14 protein-coding genes and 3 pseudogenes are annotated in these 17,885 nt (G+C 47.2%); 2 read left to right on the forward strand and 15 right to left on the reverse strand.

Annotation, left to right across the window (positions count from 1 at the left end):
• Positions 1-6: 6 nt before the first annotated feature.
• The gene (locus AC2CGA_RS06740) at positions 7-1,167 is read right to left on the reverse strand and encodes an AI-2E family transporter (RefSeq protein ID WP_003152148.1); all 1,161 of its coding nucleotides are present in this window, start codon (positions 1,165-1,167) and stop codon (positions 7-9) included.
• Positions 1,168-1,346: 179 nt separating this feature from the next.
• Between AC2CGA_RS06740 and AC2CGA_RS06745 the strand changes: the two genes are divergently transcribed.
• Positions 1,347-2,333: a Gfo/Idh/MocA family protein gene (locus AC2CGA_RS06745; RefSeq protein WP_095315432.1), complete on the forward strand. Its 987-nt coding sequence runs from the start codon at positions 1,347-1,349 to the stop codon at positions 2,331-2,333.
• Between the two features lie 31 nt (positions 2,334-2,364).
• On the opposite strand, the gene AC2CGA_RS06750 is transcribed toward AC2CGA_RS06745, so the two are convergent.
• The 8 genes and pseudogenes from AC2CGA_RS06750 to AC2CGA_RS06785 all read right to left on the reverse strand — a co-directional run bounded on the left by AC2CGA_RS06750 (position 2,365) and on the right by AC2CGA_RS06785 (position 11,348).
• Positions 2,365-2,889 carry a type 1 glutamine amidotransferase domain-containing protein gene (locus AC2CGA_RS06750; RefSeq protein WP_003152143.1) on the reverse strand — a complete coding sequence of 175 codons (525 nt, stop codon included), beginning with the start codon at positions 2,887-2,889 and terminating at the stop codon, positions 2,365-2,367.
• A 65-nt stretch (positions 2,890-2,954) separates the two neighbouring features.
• Positions 2,955-3,926, reverse strand: a complete 972-nt coding sequence (locus AC2CGA_RS06755; protein WP_369719118.1) for a methyl-accepting chemotaxis protein — start codon at positions 3,924-3,926, stop codon at positions 2,955-2,957.
• Positions 3,921-5,057 (reverse strand): annotated as a pseudogene (locus AC2CGA_RS06760) (HAMP domain-containing protein); the annotation flags it as partial. The pseudogene AC2CGA_RS06760 and the gene AC2CGA_RS06755, both read right to left, overlap by 6 nt.
• 19 nt (positions 5,058-5,076) lie before the next feature.
• Positions 5,077-6,027, reverse strand: a complete 951-nt coding sequence (locus AC2CGA_RS06765) for a methyl-accepting chemotaxis protein (protein WP_409363010.1) — start codon at positions 6,025-6,027, stop codon at positions 5,077-5,079.
• Positions 6,022-7,062 (reverse strand): annotated as a pseudogene (locus AC2CGA_RS06770) (cache domain-containing protein); the annotation flags it as partial. The gene AC2CGA_RS06765 and the pseudogene AC2CGA_RS06770, both read right to left, overlap by 6 nt.
• Before the next feature lie 127 nt (positions 7,063-7,189).
• Positions 7,190-8,143 carry a methyl-accepting chemotaxis protein gene (locus tag AC2CGA_RS06775; protein WP_370648488.1) on the reverse strand — a complete coding sequence of 318 codons (954 nt, stop codon included), beginning with the start codon at positions 8,141-8,143 and terminating at the stop codon, positions 7,190-7,192.
• A pseudogene (locus AC2CGA_RS06780) lies at positions 8,138-9,178 on the reverse strand (cache domain-containing protein); the annotation flags it as partial. The gene AC2CGA_RS06775 and the pseudogene AC2CGA_RS06780, both read right to left, overlap by 6 nt.
• A gap of 184 nt (positions 9,179-9,362) precedes the next feature.
• Positions 9,363-11,348, reverse strand: coding sequence for a methyl-accepting chemotaxis protein (locus AC2CGA_RS06785; protein ID WP_003152135.1), 1,986 nt, complete (start codon positions 11,346-11,348; stop codon positions 9,363-9,365).
• Positions 11,349-11,489: 141 nt separating this feature from the next.
• On the opposite strand from AC2CGA_RS06785, the gene AC2CGA_RS06790 reads away from it, so the two are divergent.
• Positions 11,490-12,227 carry a protein-glutamine gamma-glutamyltransferase gene (locus tag AC2CGA_RS06790; protein WP_095315434.1) on the forward strand — a complete coding sequence of 246 codons (738 nt, stop codon included), beginning with the start codon at positions 11,490-11,492 and terminating at the stop codon, positions 12,225-12,227.
• Positions 12,228-12,244: 17 nt separating this feature from the next.
• Here the strand turns inward: AC2CGA_RS06790 and AC2CGA_RS06795 are convergent, their stop codons facing one another.
• The 6 genes from AC2CGA_RS06795 to AC2CGA_RS06820 form a co-directional block, all read right to left on the reverse strand.
• Positions 12,245-12,496 carry a hypothetical protein gene (locus AC2CGA_RS06795; RefSeq protein WP_014305693.1) on the reverse strand — a complete coding sequence of 84 codons (252 nt, stop codon included), beginning with the start codon at positions 12,494-12,496 and terminating at the stop codon, positions 12,245-12,247.
• Positions 12,497-12,521: 25 nt separating this feature from the next.
• Complete coding sequence (locus AC2CGA_RS06800; RefSeq protein ID WP_095315435.1) at positions 12,522-13,553, reverse strand: NAD(P)H-dependent flavin oxidoreductase; 1,032 nt, start codon at positions 13,551-13,553, stop codon at positions 12,522-12,524.
• Positions 13,550-13,966 (reverse strand): secondary thiamine-phosphate synthase enzyme YjbQ, encoded by a 417-nt coding sequence (locus AC2CGA_RS06805; RefSeq protein WP_095315446.1) that lies wholly within the window; start codon positions 13,964-13,966, stop codon positions 13,550-13,552. The genes AC2CGA_RS06800 and AC2CGA_RS06805 overlap by 4 nt, the downstream gene beginning before the upstream one ends.
• 121 nt (positions 13,967-14,087) lie before the next feature.
• Positions 14,088-15,746: a glycoside hydrolase family 13 protein gene (locus AC2CGA_RS06810; protein ID WP_484480151.1), complete on the reverse strand. Its 1,659-nt coding sequence runs from the start codon at positions 15,744-15,746 to the stop codon at positions 14,088-14,090.
• An 89-nt stretch (positions 15,747-15,835) separates the two neighbouring features.
• Positions 15,836-17,125: a hemolysin family protein gene (locus AC2CGA_RS06815; protein ID WP_014305697.1), complete on the reverse strand. Its 1,290-nt coding sequence runs from the start codon at positions 17,123-17,125 to the stop codon at positions 15,836-15,838.
• Positions 17,126-17,167: 42 nt separating this feature from the next.
• Entirely contained in the window at positions 17,168-17,845 is a 678-nt protein-coding gene (locus AC2CGA_RS06820) for a zinc metallopeptidase (RefSeq protein ID WP_003152125.1), read from the reverse strand.
• Between the last annotated feature and the right edge of the window lie 40 nt (positions 17,846-17,885).

Here is a 17,885-nt window from a genome sequence, read left to right on the forward strand (position 1 = left end):
CCGATTTTATGACTTCGATACAGCATCATTTTTTTCTTCTTCATATAAATGCGAGCGCATTTTGAACCAATCAAACAGATGGGTCGTGACCACTTTGATGACCGCATACCCCGGGATGGCTAAAATAATGCCGACAACCCCGAACAGCTTTCCGGCGGTTAAAAGAACAAAGATGATGGTAATCGGGTGAATGTGAAGATTTTTCCCCATGATCTGCGGCGAAATTAATTTCCCTTCCACGAGCTGGACAACGGTCCAGACAATCGCAAGCTTCAGCAGCATAAAGGGCGAAGTGACCAACGCGATAATAATCGCCGGCGTGATAGCAATGGTCGGCCCTAAATACGGAACAACGCTCGTACAAGCGGCAATGACCGCAAGCAGTGACGCATAATCAAGTCCGATAATCAGATAGCCGATAAATAATAAAAACCCGATGCAGAAGCTGACGATGACCTGTCCTCTGATATAGGAGCTTAATCTGTGGTTCATTTCACTCAGCATCGTATACGTTTGTTCTTTCAGACGGGTGGGCACAAACTTTAAGATATAGATCGGCAGTTTTTTGCCGTCTTTCAGCAAATAGAACAGAATAAACGGCACGGTCACAATTGAAATAATCACTTCAGTCAGCGCGCCGATAAAATTCCCGACTCCGGTAAATGTGCTGTTTGCAATTGTCGCCGCCTGCGCCGATACTTTATTGGCAAGATCGGAAATGTTGATATTCATCGTCTTTTGCGCCTGATTTACAAAATCGCTTCCGATCAGGCTTTTCGTCTGATCTTCAACGATGTCCACATATTTCGGCAGGTTGTCGATCAGGCTCATGATCTGTTCCTTTAAAAACGGAATAATTGAAACGACCGTAATCGAAATCAGCCCTATAATAATGAGGTAAAGGAGCAGGATGGAATAGACTCTTTTCACTCTTATTTTTTCCAATATATCTACGATCGGATTAAGCAGATAATAAACAATTCCTGTCAAAATGACGGGGAGCGCAATCGTTTTGAGCAGGACGATAATGGGTGTGAAAATAAATGATGTCTTCATAAAGACAAGGATATTGAGACCGATGAGCAGCAATACAAGCAAAAACAAGACAAATTTATTGTCTAAGAAAAACTGTTTAAATCTGCCGCCCCATGTTTGCAATGTTTCCACTATTGTTCCTCCATCATATGTATTTTACTTAAATTGTACACTATCGTTCCTGTAATGAAAAATAATAACCGGTCTCTATGGGAATTTTTCCTATCCGTTTAGCTGGCAGCCTTTTTTCCATTTATGTTTCTCAGAAAAAAAGCTATAATGTAAGCCAATACATAGAAGGAGCGATAGCAATGATTCGATTTGCAACAGTCGGAACGAATTGGATTACAGAACGATTTCTGGAGGCGGCTTCTGCTATTGATGATTTTCAATTAACGGCGGTTTATTCCAGAACTGAGGAACGTGGGGCGGAATTCGCCGGCAAACACGGCGCTGCTCATTATTTCACCAGCCTGAAAGAAATGGCGGAAAGCAAAGCCTATGACGCGGTGTATCTCGCCAGCCCGAATGCATTTCACAAAGAGCAGGCGGTCCTTTTTATGGAACACGGCAAGCATGTACTATGCGAAAAACCGTTTGCGTCTAACGCAAGGGAAACGGATGAAATGATTCACGCAGCCAAAACGAACGGCGTTCTCTTGATGGAAGCCATGAAAACGACGTTCCTGCCGAACTTCAGCATGCTTCAAAACCACTTACATAAAATCGGATCCGTCAGGAGATTCACGGCAAGCTACTGCCAATATTCATCACGATATGATGCATATAAAAACGGTACGGTGCTTAACGCGTTTAAGCCTGAATTATCGAACGGTTCGTTAATGGACATAGGCGTGTACTGCATTTATCCGGCCGTCGTCCTGTTCGGCAAACCGAAAAACGTCATTGCGACCGGTCATAAACTAGCATCCGGCGTTGACGGCGAAGGCACGGTCATTCTGTCATACGACGGATTTGAAGCGGTGCTGATGCATTCGAAAATCTCAAATTCGTTTGCCCCCGCGGAAATTCAGGGGGAAGACGGCACGATCGTTCTGGACAGCATTCACGGACCGGAACGGGCGGAAATCCGCTATCGTGACGGACGGACGGAAGACATTTCAGTCCCTGATCTGAAACCGTCGATGTACTACGAAACGGCTGAATTCATCAATCTTCTTCGAAACGGACAGCGGGAGTCTTCCGAAAATACATTTGAACGCTCTTTCCTTACGGCAAGCATTATGGAAGAAGCGAGAAAACAAATCGGAATCGTCTTTCCCGCCGATCAAAACTAAAAACATCCGCCCGGATTCGGGCGGATGTTTTTTATTTGGACGCTAACAGGTCAGCAAACGCTTTTGCATACTGCGGAAGGTCGGGCGGGCGGCGGCTTGATACAATGTGGCCGTCAGTTACGACAGCTTCATCCAGCCACTGTGCCCCTGCATTTGTCATGTCGTCTTTGATGCCGGGCGTGCTCGTTACTTTTTTTCCTGCAAGAATTCCGGCAGATATAAGCACCCAGCCCGCATGGCAGATCTGGCCGATCGGCTTTTTCTGCTCGTTCATCGTACGGATGATGTCCAAAACTTCGGGATATCTTCGCAGTTTGTCAGGAGCCCAGCCGCCAGGCACGAGCACGGCATCATACTCCTGAATAATCAGGCTCTTAAAATCGTAATCCGCCGTCGCGGGCACGCCGTATTTTCCTTTGTATGAACGGCCCGCTTCTTCTCCTATTAAATGAACGATCGCGCCTTCCTCTCTCAGCCGGTAGACGGGATACCAAAGCTCTAAGTCTTCAAAATCGTCACTGACAAGCGCTATGACTTTTTTGCCTTCTAATCTCATCACTGCCACTCCCTTCTTTTATATTAGTGTATCGCTTTTTTCAGATGAGGAAAAGAAACAGCTCGTTACAGCTGTTCTTCGTCTTCAGACTGAATCGTAAATTTCCGTGTGACCTGCTGCAGTTCTTCAGCCATATGCGCAAGCGTTTCGGCGGATGAACTGATTTCTTCCATGGAGGCCAGCTGCTCTTCAGCTGAGGCGGCGATGTCTTGAATGCCGGCGGACCCTTCTTTGGCGACTGAGGTAATGTCCTCCACTGCGTTTGTCACATTTTGCGACCCGGCTGCAAGCTGCTCAAGCGTTCCGTTCATATGCTGCAAGGCGCCTGAAATCTGAGTCGTCATTTCTGAGATTTTTTTGAAGCTTTCGGCCGTTTGATCCGTAATATCGAGGCCTTCCTTCACATCTTGATTCACCGCTTGGAATACGGAAAGCGATGTGGCGATTTCTTTGACGATTTCCTGAATCAGCGTTTCGATTTCCTTTGCGGATCCGGCTGATTGTACGGCAAGCTTCCTCACTTCTTCCGCAACGACGGAGAAGCCCCGCCCGTATTCGCCTGCTCTTGCCGCTTCAATGGCCGCGTTTAAGGCAAGCAGATTTGTTTGATCGGCAATGCCGTTAATAACGTTCAGAATGCTCTTAATGTCGTGCGACTTCGTTTCCAGCCCTTTTACGACGGCTTCCGCCTGCTGTACGGAACGATCAATTGTTTTCATCTGGCCGACCGTTTTCGCCACTAATTCTTCTCCGCTTCCGGCCGTTTCAGAGGTTTGGATGGCGGATTCAGTGATTTCCGCCGATACATTCGCCGTCTCGGCAATGCCGGCATTCATTTGGGAAAGGTGATCGGCACTTTCTTCCAATTTCTCGCTTTGTGATTCGTTTCCGTTTGAGAATTGTTCAATCGCCAGAGTAATATGCTCTGTCGCCTTGCTTGTCTGTCCGGCGGATGCCGTCAGCTCTTCGGATGAAGAAGCGACATGTTCGACGGATGATTGGATGACGCCGATGACAGACCGGAGTGATGCCGACATCTCATTGAAGCTTTGGCTGAGCTGCCCGAATTCATTTTTTGACTTGATGTCAATGACTTCCGTTAAATCGCCGTCACTGATTTTAGCTGATGTCGAGACAAGTTTTTTGAGCGGTTTTGCAATCGAGCGAATGATAAAGAAGATTAAAATACCGCCGACGATAAGAGAAACCGCCAGGATGATCAGCGCCATTTTCATGACAGGCGAGGCTGCGTCATGGATCTCACTGACAAAAAATGTGCCGGCGATTTTCCAGCCCGTCAGTTTGTTTGTCGTGAAGGCCATTTTCTTCTGCTGTCCTTCAAACATGTATTCAAACGATCCGCTTGATTTGGAAAATACTTCTTTCGTCCACTCTCCGGAGCCTTCCGTTCCCGCTTTTATAGTCGGATGGGCGATGTATTTTTTATCCCCCGTTGTAATGAAGGCAAATCCTTTATGACCGATCTGGACGCGTTCGGAAGCGTTCAGCAGGTCGCCCAGATTAATATCAAGCGCCACAACGCCTGATCCGTCTTTTGTCTGCTGGGCAATCGTAACGACCGTCTGTCCGGTTGCAGCGTCTTTATAAGGCTCGGTAAACACCGGCTGTCCGCTTTTTTCAACCGCCTTTGTATACCACTCGCGCGTGAGCGGATTATAATCGGACGGCATGTCAGCGGACGGATATTTCACGAACGCTTTGTCGCGAGACGCGGCGTAAATTGACGCGACATCGCCATTTACGGTGACATACTGCTTCATATTGTCGAGCAGTACCGATTTATTTTTCGTGTTCAGTTTTTCCTTTGTGATTGATTCGCTGTAGTAGTCAATCGCTTTCAGCTTACCCTCAAGCATGTTTTCCAGCACGCTGTTCAGTTCACTGACATTTCCCTGGGCGCTGTGGGTCAGTTCGCTTTCTAATGTACTCCCCGCCGTTTGGTAGCTGAAGTAGGCGAGTATGCCGACCGGAAGCACCAATACGGCTAAAAATGCCGCGATCAGCGGCTTGCTGATGGATGGCTGTTTGATCCAATGTATCAGTTGTTTCATTTTTTCAGTCTCCTTCTTTGAAAAGCTAAATCTAATATCGTCAGATAGGACAAAAGATTTATTAAAAAAACTAAAAAAAACACCCAAACAGCACATTTGGGTGTTCTATGATCTATTAATCTATTTTAAATCGTTTCGTCATATCACGTAATTCTTCCGCCATTTGGGATAACGTTTCCGAAGACGAACTGATTTCTTCCATTGAAGCCAGCTGTTCTTCGGCAGAGGCCGCGATATCCTGAATGCTGGCGGAGCTTTCTTTTGCGATGGACGCGATTTGCTCAGAAGCTCCTGAAATCTGCTGTGATCCTGCTGTCAGCTGTTCTACCGTCGCATTCATATTTTGAATTTCTCCGGCGATCTGGTTCGTCATTTCAGAAATCCGTTTGAAGCTCGTTTCGGTCTGATTCGTAATATCCAGTCCGCTCTCCACCTCTTTGTTGACGGATTGGAACATGCCGAGAGATGTATTGATTTCGTTGACGATTTCTATAATTAAGCTTTCGATTTCTTTCGCTGAATCGGCAGACTGGACCGCAAGTTTTCTGACCTCTTCGGCGACGACTGAGAAGCCCCGGCCGTATTCACCCGCACGCGCGGCTTCAATTGCCGCGTTCAGCGCAAGAAGGTTTGTCTGATCAGCGATTCCGTTAATGACACCGAGAATGTTTGTAATGTCTTTTGATTTTGTTTCAAGTCCGCGCACCACTTGTTCAGCTTCTTTCACTGACCGGTCAATGACGTTCATTTGGCCGACCGTCTGGTGGACGAGCTTTCCGCCTGAATTGGCGACTTCCGCTGATGTGGCGGAGGATTCGGTAATGACGGCAGATGCTTTCGCCATATCTTTAAGCCCGCTGTTCATTTGATAAATATGTTCCGCCGCGCTTTCGATATTTTCACTTTGGCTTTCATTTCCGTTAGAAAATTGTTCGATCGCCAGTGTGATATGTTCCGTTGCCTTGCTTGTCTGCTCCGCTGAAGCCGTCAGCTCTTCTGAGGAAGATGCGACGTTATTCACGGAATCCTGAATGGCATGGATGAGAGACCTGAGTGAAGCGGCCATATTGTTAAAGCTTTTGCCCAGCTCGCCTAATTCATCTTTTGACTGAATTTCGATCGTTTCTGTTAAGTCGCCTTCACTGATCTGTTTCGATGATGTCACAAGCTGCTTGAGCGGTTTTGTGATTGAACGGATAATCAGCACCATGACGATGGTTCCGATGACAATCGCTAATACGAGAACGAGCAGGGACAGATGAAGGATCGGCAGGGCCGCTTCATGAATTTCGTCCAGATACATTGTTCCGGTAATCTTCCAGCCTGTCAGCCCGTTCGTATCATAAGCCATTTTCTTTTCCTGGCCGTCGTATTTGTATTGAAAATCACCTTTTTTGCTGGTGAACAGCTGTTCAGCCCACTCCCCGTTTAATACTGTGCCTGACGCACGGTTCGGGTGGGCGACCACTTTTTTGTCTTTCGTCAGGATAAAAGCGTAGCCTGATTTTCCGATGTTCACTTTCTTTGTCGTTTTCAGAAGCTCATCGATTTTCATATTGATGGCGACGACCCCTGAGCCGTCTTTCGTCTGCTGAACGACCGTCACGACCATCGTATTGGTGGAAGCCGTGCGGTAAGGATCTGTTACAACAACTTTCCCCTTATTTTCCACGGCCTTTTTATACCAGTCTCTTTCAAGCGGATTATATCCTTTAGGCATCTGCAGATCCGGATACCGTGTGAAATGTCCTTCCGTGTCACTCGTATAGATGGATTCCACGTCTTTATTAATCTTCATGTACTCTGTGAATTTATCGGTAATTTGCGATTGGTTTTTCGGCTTGTACCGATCCTTTGTGAGCCAGTCGCTGAAATATGCCGTTCCGTCTTCCTTTTGGCTGATGCTTGTGTTGATCATATCATTAATCTGCTGCACATTATCTAATGCGCTTCCCATCATCTGCCTGTCAAGCGTACTTACCGCCGATTGATAGGCGATAAAAGCCAGCGTTGAAATAGGAAGAATGAGAATGGCCAAAAAAGAAATGAGCAGTTTTCTTGTAAGCGATCTCTGCTTGATGATTTGCACAATTTTTTTCATCTGCTATATCTCCTCTTGCGTGTTTACCCTTCATATCGGCAATTATGGGTAAATATACACATCCAAAAAGAAGAAATATAACGAAACATACTTTTTACCTATTGCAAAATTAGTCTTTTAGACTTAATTAAGAGTTTATCTTAAAACGCTTTGTCAGTTCGCGTAATTCTTCCGCCATTTTTTCCAGCGTGACGGCTGAGGAACTGATCTCCTCCATGGACGCAAGCTGCTCTTCAGCTGAAGCCGCGATGTCCTGAATGCCGGCCGCGCTTTGTCTGGAGACTGCCGCGATATCCTCTGAAGCGTTTGATACTTCCTGAGATCCGGCAGAAAGCTGTTCCACGGTTGCATTCATATTTTGCAGTTCACCGGCAATCTGACTTGTTTTGGCGGAAATGTCCCGGAAGCTTTTTTCCGTTTCGTCCGTTAACTGAAGTCCGCTTTTCACCTCGTGATTGACGGATTCCAGCATTCCGAGCGAAGTATGAATTTCTTTGACGATTTCATGAATTAAGGATTCGATTTCTTTCGCTGAATCGGCGGATTGGACGGCAAGCTTTCTCACTTCTTCGGCAACAACTGAAAAACCGCGTCCGTATTCTCCCGCTCTTGCCGCTTCAATGGCTGCATTTAAAGCAAGGAGATTCGTTTGATCGGCAATGCCGTTAATGACGCGCAAAATGCTGGTGATGTCCTGCGATTTGAGTTCAAGCCCTTGTACGACTTGCTCCGCTTTACTTACGGATTGGTCAATGGCGCCCATCTGGCCGGCTGTTTTCTTGACAAGCCGCTCACCGGCGCCGGATATCTCCGCCGATTCAATTGAAGTTTCCGTCACAACGGCTGCCGCTTCCGCCAGATCGCTGAGCCCGTCTTTCATCTCATTCACTTGTGCTGTCGCTTTATCAATACTCTCACTTTGGTCTTCCGTTCCATTAGAAAACTGTTCAATCGCAAGGGTGATATGTTCCGTTGCTTTGCTCGTCTGCTCAGCCGAAGCCGTCAGCTCCTCTGAGGAAGAAGCGACATGTTCAACAGAGTCCTGAATTCCCTGAATAAGCGAACGGAGTGAATCTGTCATATGATTAAAACTTTTACCGAGCACGCCGAGCTCATCTTGAGAGCTGACATCAATGGTTTCCGTCAGATCTCCGCTGCTGATTTTTTCCGCTGAAGCTACGAGACGTTTTAACGGTTTGGTAATTGAGCGGATGACAAAATAAATGAAAATCATCCCTGCGGCAACGGCTATCGCCAATATGATAACGGCCAGAGTCAGAACCGGTCTTGCCGCATCCTTGATTTCATCCACGGACATGGTTCCGCTGATCTTCCAGCCCGTCGCTTCATTGGTCACGTACGCCATTTTTTTCGCTTTCCCGTTCAGCGTATATTCATAGTCGCCTTTTTGCCCGCTGTATAATGTATCAACCCATTTTCCCGATACCGCCGCGCCGGCTTTTTCATCACTGTAGGCAACGGCTTTTTTATTTTTGCTGAGGATAAAGGCGTATCCTTCTTTTCCGATGTTCACTTCTTTTGTCATCGTGATGAGATCGTCGATTTTTATATCAATGGCCACGACGCCTGATCCGTCTTGCGCCGCGCGGGCCATGGTGACGACCATCTTTTTGTTTGAGATGGACTCATAAGGGTCCGTGATGATGGTTTGGCCTTTATTCTCCATGGCTTCCTGATACCAGCTTCTTTCAAGCGGATTGAAATCGGCCGGCATATCGGCATGCGGATAACGGGTAAACGTTCCTTCCTTGCTGCTTGAAAATATGGCGGACGCTTTATCATTGCTTTCAATAAACTGTTTGAACCTTTCTTGCATTTCCGTTTGGTTTTTTTCTTTAAATTTAGCGCTTGTCGCCCATTCGCTGAAATATGCAGAGCTTTTTGTAAACATTCCGATCCGGTCATCAATCATATTGTTTAAGATTTGCACATTTCCTTCGGCGCTTTCCATCATTTGCTTTTCAACGGATGAAGCCGCCGAACGGTAGGCGCCGGCGGCCAATACTGCTACCGGAATAATTAAGATCAGTAAAAATGAAATGATAAGTTTTTTGGCTATTGATTTTCTGGCGGTTTTTTTTGCTGTTTTTTTCAATTTTGTAAACCTCTTTCAATCATTTACTGTTTATATCGGCCGACTCCCTTTTTATTACATTGAAAATTAAGTCATAAATGAAAAATAGTTCTATGTACTCCCTTTGTATGCAAGACTTTTTATTTAATTATCCGGCTGTCACTATAAAAAAGGACGCCTTCCACCTGGAAAGCGTCCTTTTTTACTAGTTGATTTTAAATTGTTTCGTTAATTCCCGCAGTTCTTCGGCCATTTGCGCCAAAGTATCGGCGGATGTGCTGATTTCTTCCATTGATGCAAGCTGTTCTTCTGCGGATGCGGCAATATCCTGAATGCTTGCTGCGCTTTCCCGTGATACGTCCGCAATATCGGTCACTGCGGCTGAAACGTGCTGAGAGCTGTCTGACAGCTGTTCAACCGTGCCGTTCATTGATTGCAGTTTTTCGGCGATGTCGTTCGTCATGCCGAAGATATTCTGGAAGCTTTCTTTCGTGCGGTCCGTTACGGCAAGTCCTGATTGCACTTCTTCATTAACGGAGGTGAACATGTGAAGCGAAGTATTAATTTCAGCCGTGATTTCCTGAATGAGTTTTTCAATCTCTTTGGCAGAACCGGCGGATTGGACGGCAAGCTTTCTCACTTCTTCGGCTACTACTGAGAAGCCCCGCCCGTATTCACCGGCTCTTGCCGCTTCAATGGCTGCATTTAATGCAAGCAGGTTTGTCTGATCGGCAATACCGTTGATGACTCTTAAAATATGAGTAATGTCTTTTGATTTGGCCTCAAGGCCTTTTACAACCGCTTCCGCCTGCTGGACCGATTGATTGATGAGATTCATCTGCCCGACGGTTTGCTGCACATATTCTTCCCCGGTGCCGGCAGCTTCCTTCGATTGTTTAGATGCCTCCGTAATGGATGATGATGTGCGGGAAACGGCGGCGAGTCCGTCATTTATATGATTCAGCTTGGCTGAGCTTGAATCGACTTTTTCGCTTTGCTCTTCGTTCCCGTTTGAAAACTGCTCAATCGCCATTGTAATATGTTCCGTCGCTTTGCTTGTCTGAGAAGCTGAAGCGGTCAGCTCTTCCGATGACGCGGCCACGTTATCGACAGAGTTTTGGATCGCGCTGATCAGTCCGCGCAGAGATTCTCCCATTTCATTAAAGCTCGCGCCGAGTTCGCCCAATTCATCTTTCGAGCGGATATCAATGGTTTCAGTCAAGTCTCCGCCGCTGATTTGTTTAGAAGAGCGGACAAGCCGTTTCAGCGGTGACGTAATGGATCTGACAATCAACAGAATTAAAATTCCCCCGATGATAATAGATGCTGCAAGGACAATCATCCCCATCGTCAGCACCGGTTGTGAGGCGTCTTTAATTTCGTTGAGCTCCATGCTCCCCTCTATTTTCCACCCGGTCAGTTTATTTGTCGTAAATGCCATTTTTTTATTTTGATCATCGAGCTTGTATGAAATAATGCCGCTGTCTTTGCTGTATACCTCATTCAGCCACGGGGTTGAAACTTTATCGCCCGGTTTGTGGTCTTTATGCGCGACATAGGTTTTATTTTTGGACGTGATAAACACGAATCCTTTTTGCCCGATTTTGATTCCCTGCATCTGCTTCAGCAGCTGGTCAATCGTAATATCCATGGCCACTACGCCTGTTCCGTCCTGCATCTGCTTTGCCACGGTAATGACCATGCTGCCGTCGCTTGCCGCGGTGTAAGGGTCGGTGACAACGAGCGTGCCGCCGGCCTTCACAGCGTCTTTATACCAAGTGCGTGTTCTCGGATCGTAATCGGCCGGAGTATTTTCTTTCGGCGCCTGTGCGTAGCTGCCGTCTTCCGTACCTCCGTAAATGCGGGCTACGTCCTTATGAATAGACGTGTATTGCCCGAACTTTTCTTCAAGAGCAGACATGTTTTTCTTTGAGAAGGATGATCCTTTTAACGTTTCACTGAAAAATTCAATCGCCTTTGCTTTTGCGCCGATATCATTTGTAATCGTTGTGTTAAAAGATTCGATGTTATTTTTCGCGTTGCCTGAAATCTGATCATCCAGCGAATTGCTCGCCGTATGGTATGAACTGAATTCTAACACGAGAATCGGTATGATTAAGATCACGATAAATGAAATGATTAATTTCCGTGAAATCGATGCCTTTGTGCACCAATTAATGAATTTTTTCATATTAAGCTGCTCCCTCAAGTGTGATACCTTATATATCGGCTCAGTCTTCACATTTTGTTAACATTTCCTCCTTTTTTATCACTTGATTTTCATTGCCCAAGCTTCCTGCATACCTTATAAAAAAAGATAGGGGGCGCGCAGATGATTATCATATCCGGCCAAGTGCTTCGGCCTCAGGACATCGCGAACTGGCAGACGGAAGAAAGCCTTGTTCCGTATATAAATGAACTGCTCAATTCTCCCGTACAATTCGATTACGGGTCGATTGCTGAACTGATGTTCGAGGTGCGGCTGCGCCGCCATATTGTGGAAGCCGCAAGAGAACTGCACGGATCAGGTGTGAAATTTGCAACTTTCGCCAAAACATACGGAAATACGGCTTATTGGAGACTGACGCCGGAAGGAGCCCTGGAGCTGAAGTACAGGATTCCCGCTTCAAAAGCGATTCGGGATATTATTGAAAACGGGGCGTTTTACGCATTTGAATGCGCTACCGCCATTGTTGTGATTTATTATCTGGCCGTCTTAAAGACAATCGGTGAAGAACGGTTTAACCGGCGTTTCCGGGATATCACTTTGTATGACTGGCACTATGAGCATCTGCCGATCTACACGGAAACCGGCAGCCACTTTTTACGGGGAGACTGTTTATATTTTAAAAATCCTGATTTTAACCCTGCAAAGGCTCAGTGGCGGGGAGAAAATGTCATTGTGATTGGGAATGATCAATATTTCGCCCACGGTCTCGGGATTCTGACCGCTGAACAAATCATCCAGAGATTGAATTCTTTAAGAAAAAAAAATGCCGTGCAGCCGGCTTATCTGCTTAACCAGGCAACAAGGCTTGATGCACCCGCGCTTTATCAGATCATGCATTAAAACAATCCCATCGTCTGTCATTGTGACGATGGGATGTGAAATGCTTTTCTTTTCCGGTAAAAAGCCGTCGTGCCGAGCGCTTGGTTTGCAGCCCATTCAAACTTCTCTAAATCATGGCGGGTGACGGCTCTGTCCCGTCTGCTCCATTTAATGGCGCGGACAAAGTAATATCCTTTAATCGGCGCCATGGTGACTTTGGAATGCGGAAAATCTTCAAAGACAAACTCAATAGTCCCTCTTTTTTTATAGGACATTTGAAGAATCTTCATCATCCATCACCTCACGATTTCTGGATTATGATTCGCACAATCTGTCCAAAACGGTTTTCACGTCTGTCGGCCCCTCAAGTTTCGCGGCGGACTGGCCTGCCCATAAAGACATATGCTCCGCGTCTCCTGATTGAGCCGCGTGCCCGCGCATCGGCTTTGTCAGCGTATTATGCAGCGGATAAGGCAGCGTTTTTCCCTCGTCAGCTTCATATGTTTTCATGAACTGATTCACGATTCCCCGCGCCTGTTTTCCTGAAAACAGGGTGGTCAGCCGCGTATCGGCTCCTTTTGATTCGGCAATGACTTTTTGATATGCCGGTGAGGCGCTGCTTTCTTCACAAAGGAGAAACGGTGTTCCTACTTGAACGCCGTCCGCACCCAAACATCGGGCCGCCTGCACCCCGCGGCGGTCAAAAATGCCGCCTGCCGCAATCACCGGGATATTCAGCGTGTCTTTAGCCTGCGGAATCAGCGCCATAAGGCCGAGAGCCGGTTCTCCTTTAACCGGCAGAAACGACCCGCGATGCCCGCCGGCTTCTATTCCCTGAAGGATAACGGCGTCCATTCCCCGTTCTTCAAAAGCCTTCGCTTCCTCCGGCGTTGTCGCCGTGCCGAAAAGGAAACAACCGCTTTCCTTCAGCTTTTCCGCCGTTTTTTCCGGCGGCAGGCCGAAGGTGAATGAACACGCTTTGACTCCGTAACGGATCAGAAGCTCCGCTTTTTCCTCGAAATCATTCCATTCTTCTTTCAGATCAGAGAACGGCTTGGCGTCTTTTGCCCTCGGAATACGGGCTTTCCATTTTTCAACAAGTTCCGCCTCAGGCATCTGTCTTTCTTCCGGGACGAAAAGATTTACTTGAAAGGAGCGGTCCGTCAGCTCTTTCATCTCGATAAGCTGTTTTTCAAGCGCTTGCGGGCTGACGTATCCTGAAGCGAGGCTTCCGAGCGCCCCTTCATTTGATACCGCCGAAGCCAGACGCGGCGTGACCAGCCCGCCGGCCATCGGGGCCTGAATGACGGGCTTTGTTAATGATAACGGACTCATCCACTCACTCATTTGTTTTCCTCCGTTTCAGCCAGTATTTTGATATAACATGTTCTGTTTCGCGGACCGTCAAATTCGCAAAAATAAACGCCCTGCCATGTTCCGAGTATCAGGCGCCCGTCTTCTATGATGACATGCTGAGAGGCGCCGGTTGTACTCGCTTTCATATGTGCCGCCGTATTTCCCTCCATATGCCGGTCCAGTTCGTGCTCCCACGGATATATTTCATCAAACCTTCTGAGCATATCCCTCTTCACATCCGGGTCGGCATTTTCATTGATGGTAATGCCGGCGGTGGTATGGGGACAGTATATGAGCGCCAAACCGTTTTTTACGCCTGTTTCGCGGAGAAACGATTCGGCTTCATGTGTGATGTCGATCATTTCATCCCTTTTGTTTGTTTGAATCTGCAATTTTTTCAGCATATGAATGGCTCCTTTCTTTTTCTCTTCCTTTCCCATATTCGTTTCTGTATTTGTCTTTTCCTGTCGGATCGCGATGATAAACGCAGATCACAAAAAACTTCAGCCTCGGGACTGAAGTTTTTCACCATATATATACGCGTGCCTCATAAGGCTTTAAGAGGAAGGATGTCACATGGCGGTGCGATTCTGTTTCCGCGTTTGCAAGCACGAGAGAATCGGAGTCAAGCGGATATCCGGGATGCCTGTATAAAGCGGGGGTTCGGGACAGATTGGTGATGATCAGGGCGGTTTTTGTTCCGTTTTTTCTTAGATAGGCATAAATCTGCCGGTCATTCGGAAGCAGCAATTCATATGTGCCGCTGATCAATACGCCGTGTTCTTTTCTGAGGGCGAGCAGCCGTTTGTAGAAATGGTATACGGATGTTTCATCCTGCAATTGTGATGCAGCGTTCAGCCATGTGTGGTTCGGATTCACTCCGAGCCACGGAGAAGCATCAGAAAACCCGCCGTTCGCCTCACCGCTCCATTGCATCGGTGTCCGTGAATTATCCCGGCCCTTCTTCCAGATGATCTTCATCACTTGTTCATGCGGAACGCCGCGGGACGTCTCTTTTTCATACAGATATTTAATTGCGGCGTCATCATAATCTTCAATGGATGGGAACGAAACATTGGTCATGCCGAGCTCCTGTCCCTGGTAAATAAACGGCGTGCCTTTCATCAGCATATACATCACGGCGAGTGCCTTGGCGCTTTCTGTCAAAAACCGTTCGTCACCCCATACCGAAACGGAACGGGGCTGGTCGTGATTTTCCATAAATAACGCATTCCAGCCCTTTCCTTCAAGGCTGTACTGCCAGCCGGACAAGACGCGCTTAAGCGCCGGAATGGAGATGCTTTGATCATCTTCCGTATCCCAGAGGCCGAGATGTTCAAATTGAAAAATCATTTGAAAGACGCCGTTTTCTTCACCGGCCCAATCAGCCGCCTCCCAAGCCGCCACTCCGTTCGCCTCGCCGACCGTCATGATCGGATAGCGCGAAAATGTTTCCCGCTTCAGCTCTTTTAAGAGATCCATTATGCCTTCCCCATTCATATGATACGGGAAAGACGGGACGTACGGGAGACCGTCCGGGTTCGGCATGTCAGGGAGCCCTTCTTTTTTCTTAATGTGAGAAATGGCATCCACCCGGAAGCCGTCTATGCCTTTATCAAGCCACCAGCGAACCATCTCATAAACGGACTGCCTCATCGCTTCGTTTTCCCAATTTAAATCAGGCTGTTTTTTGTCAAACAGGTGCAGGTAATACTGGCCGGTCTCTTGATCATATTCCCACGCCGATCCGCCGAAAATGCTTTCCCAATTATTCGGCTCTTTGCCGTTTTTTCCGTCTCTCCAGATGTACCAGTCCCGTTTTTCGGAATCTTTCGCTGAGCGTGATTCGATAAACCAAGGGTGTTCATCGCTTGTATGGTTAATGACGAGGTCTATAATCAGCTTCATGCCGAGCGCATGGACATCCGCAAGGAGCCGGTCAAAATCCTTCATCGTCCCGAATTCGCCGGCAATTTGTTTATAATTCCGAATATCGTAGCCGTTGTCCGCGCCCGGCGAGTCAAAAACGGGACAAAGCCAGATCACATCCGCCCCCAACTCTTTTATGTAATGAAGCTTTGCTCTGATGCCGTTAATATCGCCGATTCCGTCCCCGTTCGAATCCATAAAGCTTCGGGGATAAATTTGATAGACGGCCGCCGTTTTCCACCAATCCGTTTTCATACCGACACTCCTTTCTTTACAGCATATGAAGGAGCGGGACGAAGAAGCATTTTTTCCATAAAAAAAGCCTCATTGCAAAAGCAGGAGGCTCAGAAATCAGTTTTTTTAATCTCAACGAAGCGGATATGATGGTCTTCCGCTTCCAGCACCTTAAATTCACACCCTTCGGCATGAAACACATCACCATTTTTCAGCTCCATTTTTTGTGTTAAGAGCCAGCCGGCAATCGTGTCAATGTCTTCATTTTCGATGGCGATATCAAGGAGATCATTCACCTCTTCTATGAGCGCCTTGCCGTCCATCACATAATGGTGTTCGCCTTTTTTGACGATGTGGGGCATTTCATCCTGGTCATATTCATCACGGATTTCCCCGACGATTTCCTCCAATATGTCTTCGACGGTCACAAGTCCCGCCGTGCCGCCGTATTCGTCAACGAGAATCGCCATATGAATCCGCTCCTTCTGCATGCGGATCAAAAGCTCCTGAACGGGGATGCTTTCAATGACTCTGATGACCGGACGCATCATTTCTTTTAATTCAATGGAGCGGCCGAGAAAATACGCTTTAAATAAATCCTTATTGTTAATAATGCCGAGAATGTGATCTTTGTCTTCCTTAATAACCGGATATCGCGTATACCGTTCGTTGATGATCAAATGTATGGCTTCATCAACTGACTGTTCAAGCGAGATGACGGCGATTTCGGTGCGCGGCACCATGATTTCTCTGGCGACCCGGTTATCGAATTCAAATATTTTATTGACGTAACGGAATTCAGATTGATTGATTTGACCTTTTTTATAGCTTTCGGACAAAATCAGCCGCAATTCTTCTTCACTGACCACGACCTCATGTTCTTTCACCGAATGAAAACCGAACAGCTTGACCAAAAATCCGGCTGAGCCGTTTAACAGCTTAATAAACGGATACATCACTTTATAAAACAGAATGAGCGGTTTCGCCGTCCACAGACTGACAGCTTCGGCTTTTTGAATGGATATCGTTTTCGGCGCAAGCTCTCCGATGACGACGTGCAGATACGTGACGGCGATAAACGCCGCAATAAACGTGACGACGTGCGTAATAGATGACGGCATTCCGATCAGGCTGAAAACAGGATGAAGAAGCCGCTGAATCGTCGGTTCACCGAGCCAGCCGAGTCCGAGCGCCGTAATCGTAATGCCGAGCTGGCACGCTGATAAATATTCATCGAGATTTGAAATCACCCTGTGCGCCGCGAGCGCCCGGCTGTCTCCGGTTTCAACCAGCTCCGCAATTTTTGAACCGCGGATTTTGACAATCGCAAATTCCGCAGCGACAAAGATGGCCGTTAATCCGATTAACAGCATAATGAGAATCAGTTTTAATATAAGCAAAAAAACCCCTACCGCAAACGGTAAGGGGCCACCTCCTTCGTGTTAATTCTCATCACGACCATTTAAGAAAATCATCACAAAACGAAGCAGCTCGAATAATGAAACGAGCGCCGCAGCCACATACGTCAGCGCGGCGGCGTTCAGCACTTTATTCACGCCGTGTTCTTCACTGTTGCGAATGAATCCTTCCGACACGATAATCCGCTTCGCCCTCGCGCTGGCATTAAACTCGACAGGCAGTGTGACAAGCTGGAAAAAAACAGCGGCCGAAAACAAAATAATGCCGAGTCCGATTAAGTTCAAGCTGCCCAGGAGCATCCCGCCCAAGAAAAGCAGAGGGGCGACCCCGGAGGCAAAATTGACGACCGGAAAAATTTTGTGCCTCAGCACAAGCGCGCCGTATGATTCCTGATGCTGCAAAGCGTGTCCGACTTCATGGGAAGCGACGGAAATGGCGGAAATGGAGCGGCCGTAATATACCGGCTCAGATAAACGCACCACCCGCTCCGTCGGGTCGTAATGGTCTGTTAAAGTGCCTCTTACCGGTTCTACCGGCACATCATATAAACCGTTAATATCAAGAATCCGTCTTGCCGTTTCCGCCCCCGTCCGCTGACTGGAGGCTTCCACGTCTGAGTATTTCTGAAAATTGCTTTTCACTTTAAATTGTGCCCAAAACGACAAACCCAATGCAGCAATTGTTAAAAAGATAAACAGCATATTATCCTCTTCCTTTTTCTCTTATATCGTACGATCTGCT

The sequence above is a fragment of the Bacillus sp. SYZHCR11 genome, assembly GCF_057196865.1.

Bases quoted from the DNA above. Each gene is read 5' to 3' on its own strand.
- AC2CGA_RS06745 (WP_095315432.1), top strand. From the start codon at position 1,347: ATGATTCGATTTGCAACAGTCGGAACGAATTGGATTACAGAACGATTT.
- AC2CGA_RS06750 (WP_003152143.1), bottom strand. From the start codon at position 2,889: ATGAGATTAGAAGGCAAAAAAGTCATAGCGCTTGTCAGTGACGATTTT.
- AC2CGA_RS06755 (WP_369719118.1), bottom strand. From the start codon at position 3,926: ATGTCGGCATCACTCCGGTCTGTCATCGGCGTCATCCAATCATCCGTC.
- AC2CGA_RS06765 (WP_409363010.1), bottom strand. From the start codon at position 6,027: ATGGCCGCTTCACTCAGGTCTCTCATCCATGCCATTCAGGATTCCGTG.
- AC2CGA_RS06775 (WP_370648488.1), bottom strand. From the start codon at position 8,143: ATGACAGATTCACTCCGTTCGCTTATTCAGGGAATTCAGGACTCTGTT.
- AC2CGA_RS06785 (WP_003152135.1), bottom strand. From the start codon at position 11,348: ATGAAAAAATTCATTAATTGGTGCACAAAGGCATCGATTTCACGGAAA.
- AC2CGA_RS06790 (WP_095315434.1), top strand. From the start codon at position 11,490: ATGATTATCATATCCGGCCAAGTGCTTCGGCCTCAGGACATCGCGAAC.
- AC2CGA_RS06795 (WP_014305693.1), bottom strand. From the start codon at position 12,496: ATGAAGATTCTTCAAATGTCCTATAAAAAAAGAGGGACTATTGAGTTT.
- AC2CGA_RS06800 (WP_095315435.1), bottom strand. From the start codon at position 13,553: ATGAGTGAGTGGATGAGTCCGTTATCATTAACAAAGCCCGTCATTCAG.
- AC2CGA_RS06805 (WP_095315446.1), bottom strand. From the start codon at position 13,966: ATGCTGAAAAAATTGCAGATTCAAACAAACAAAAGGGATGAAATGATC.
- AC2CGA_RS06810 (WP_484480151.1), bottom strand. From the start codon at position 15,746: ATGAAAACGGATTGGTGGAAAACGGCGGCCGTCTATCAAATTTATCCC.
- AC2CGA_RS06820 (WP_003152125.1), bottom strand. From the start codon at position 17,845: ATGCTGTTTATCTTTTTAACAATTGCTGCATTGGGTTTGTCGTTTTGG.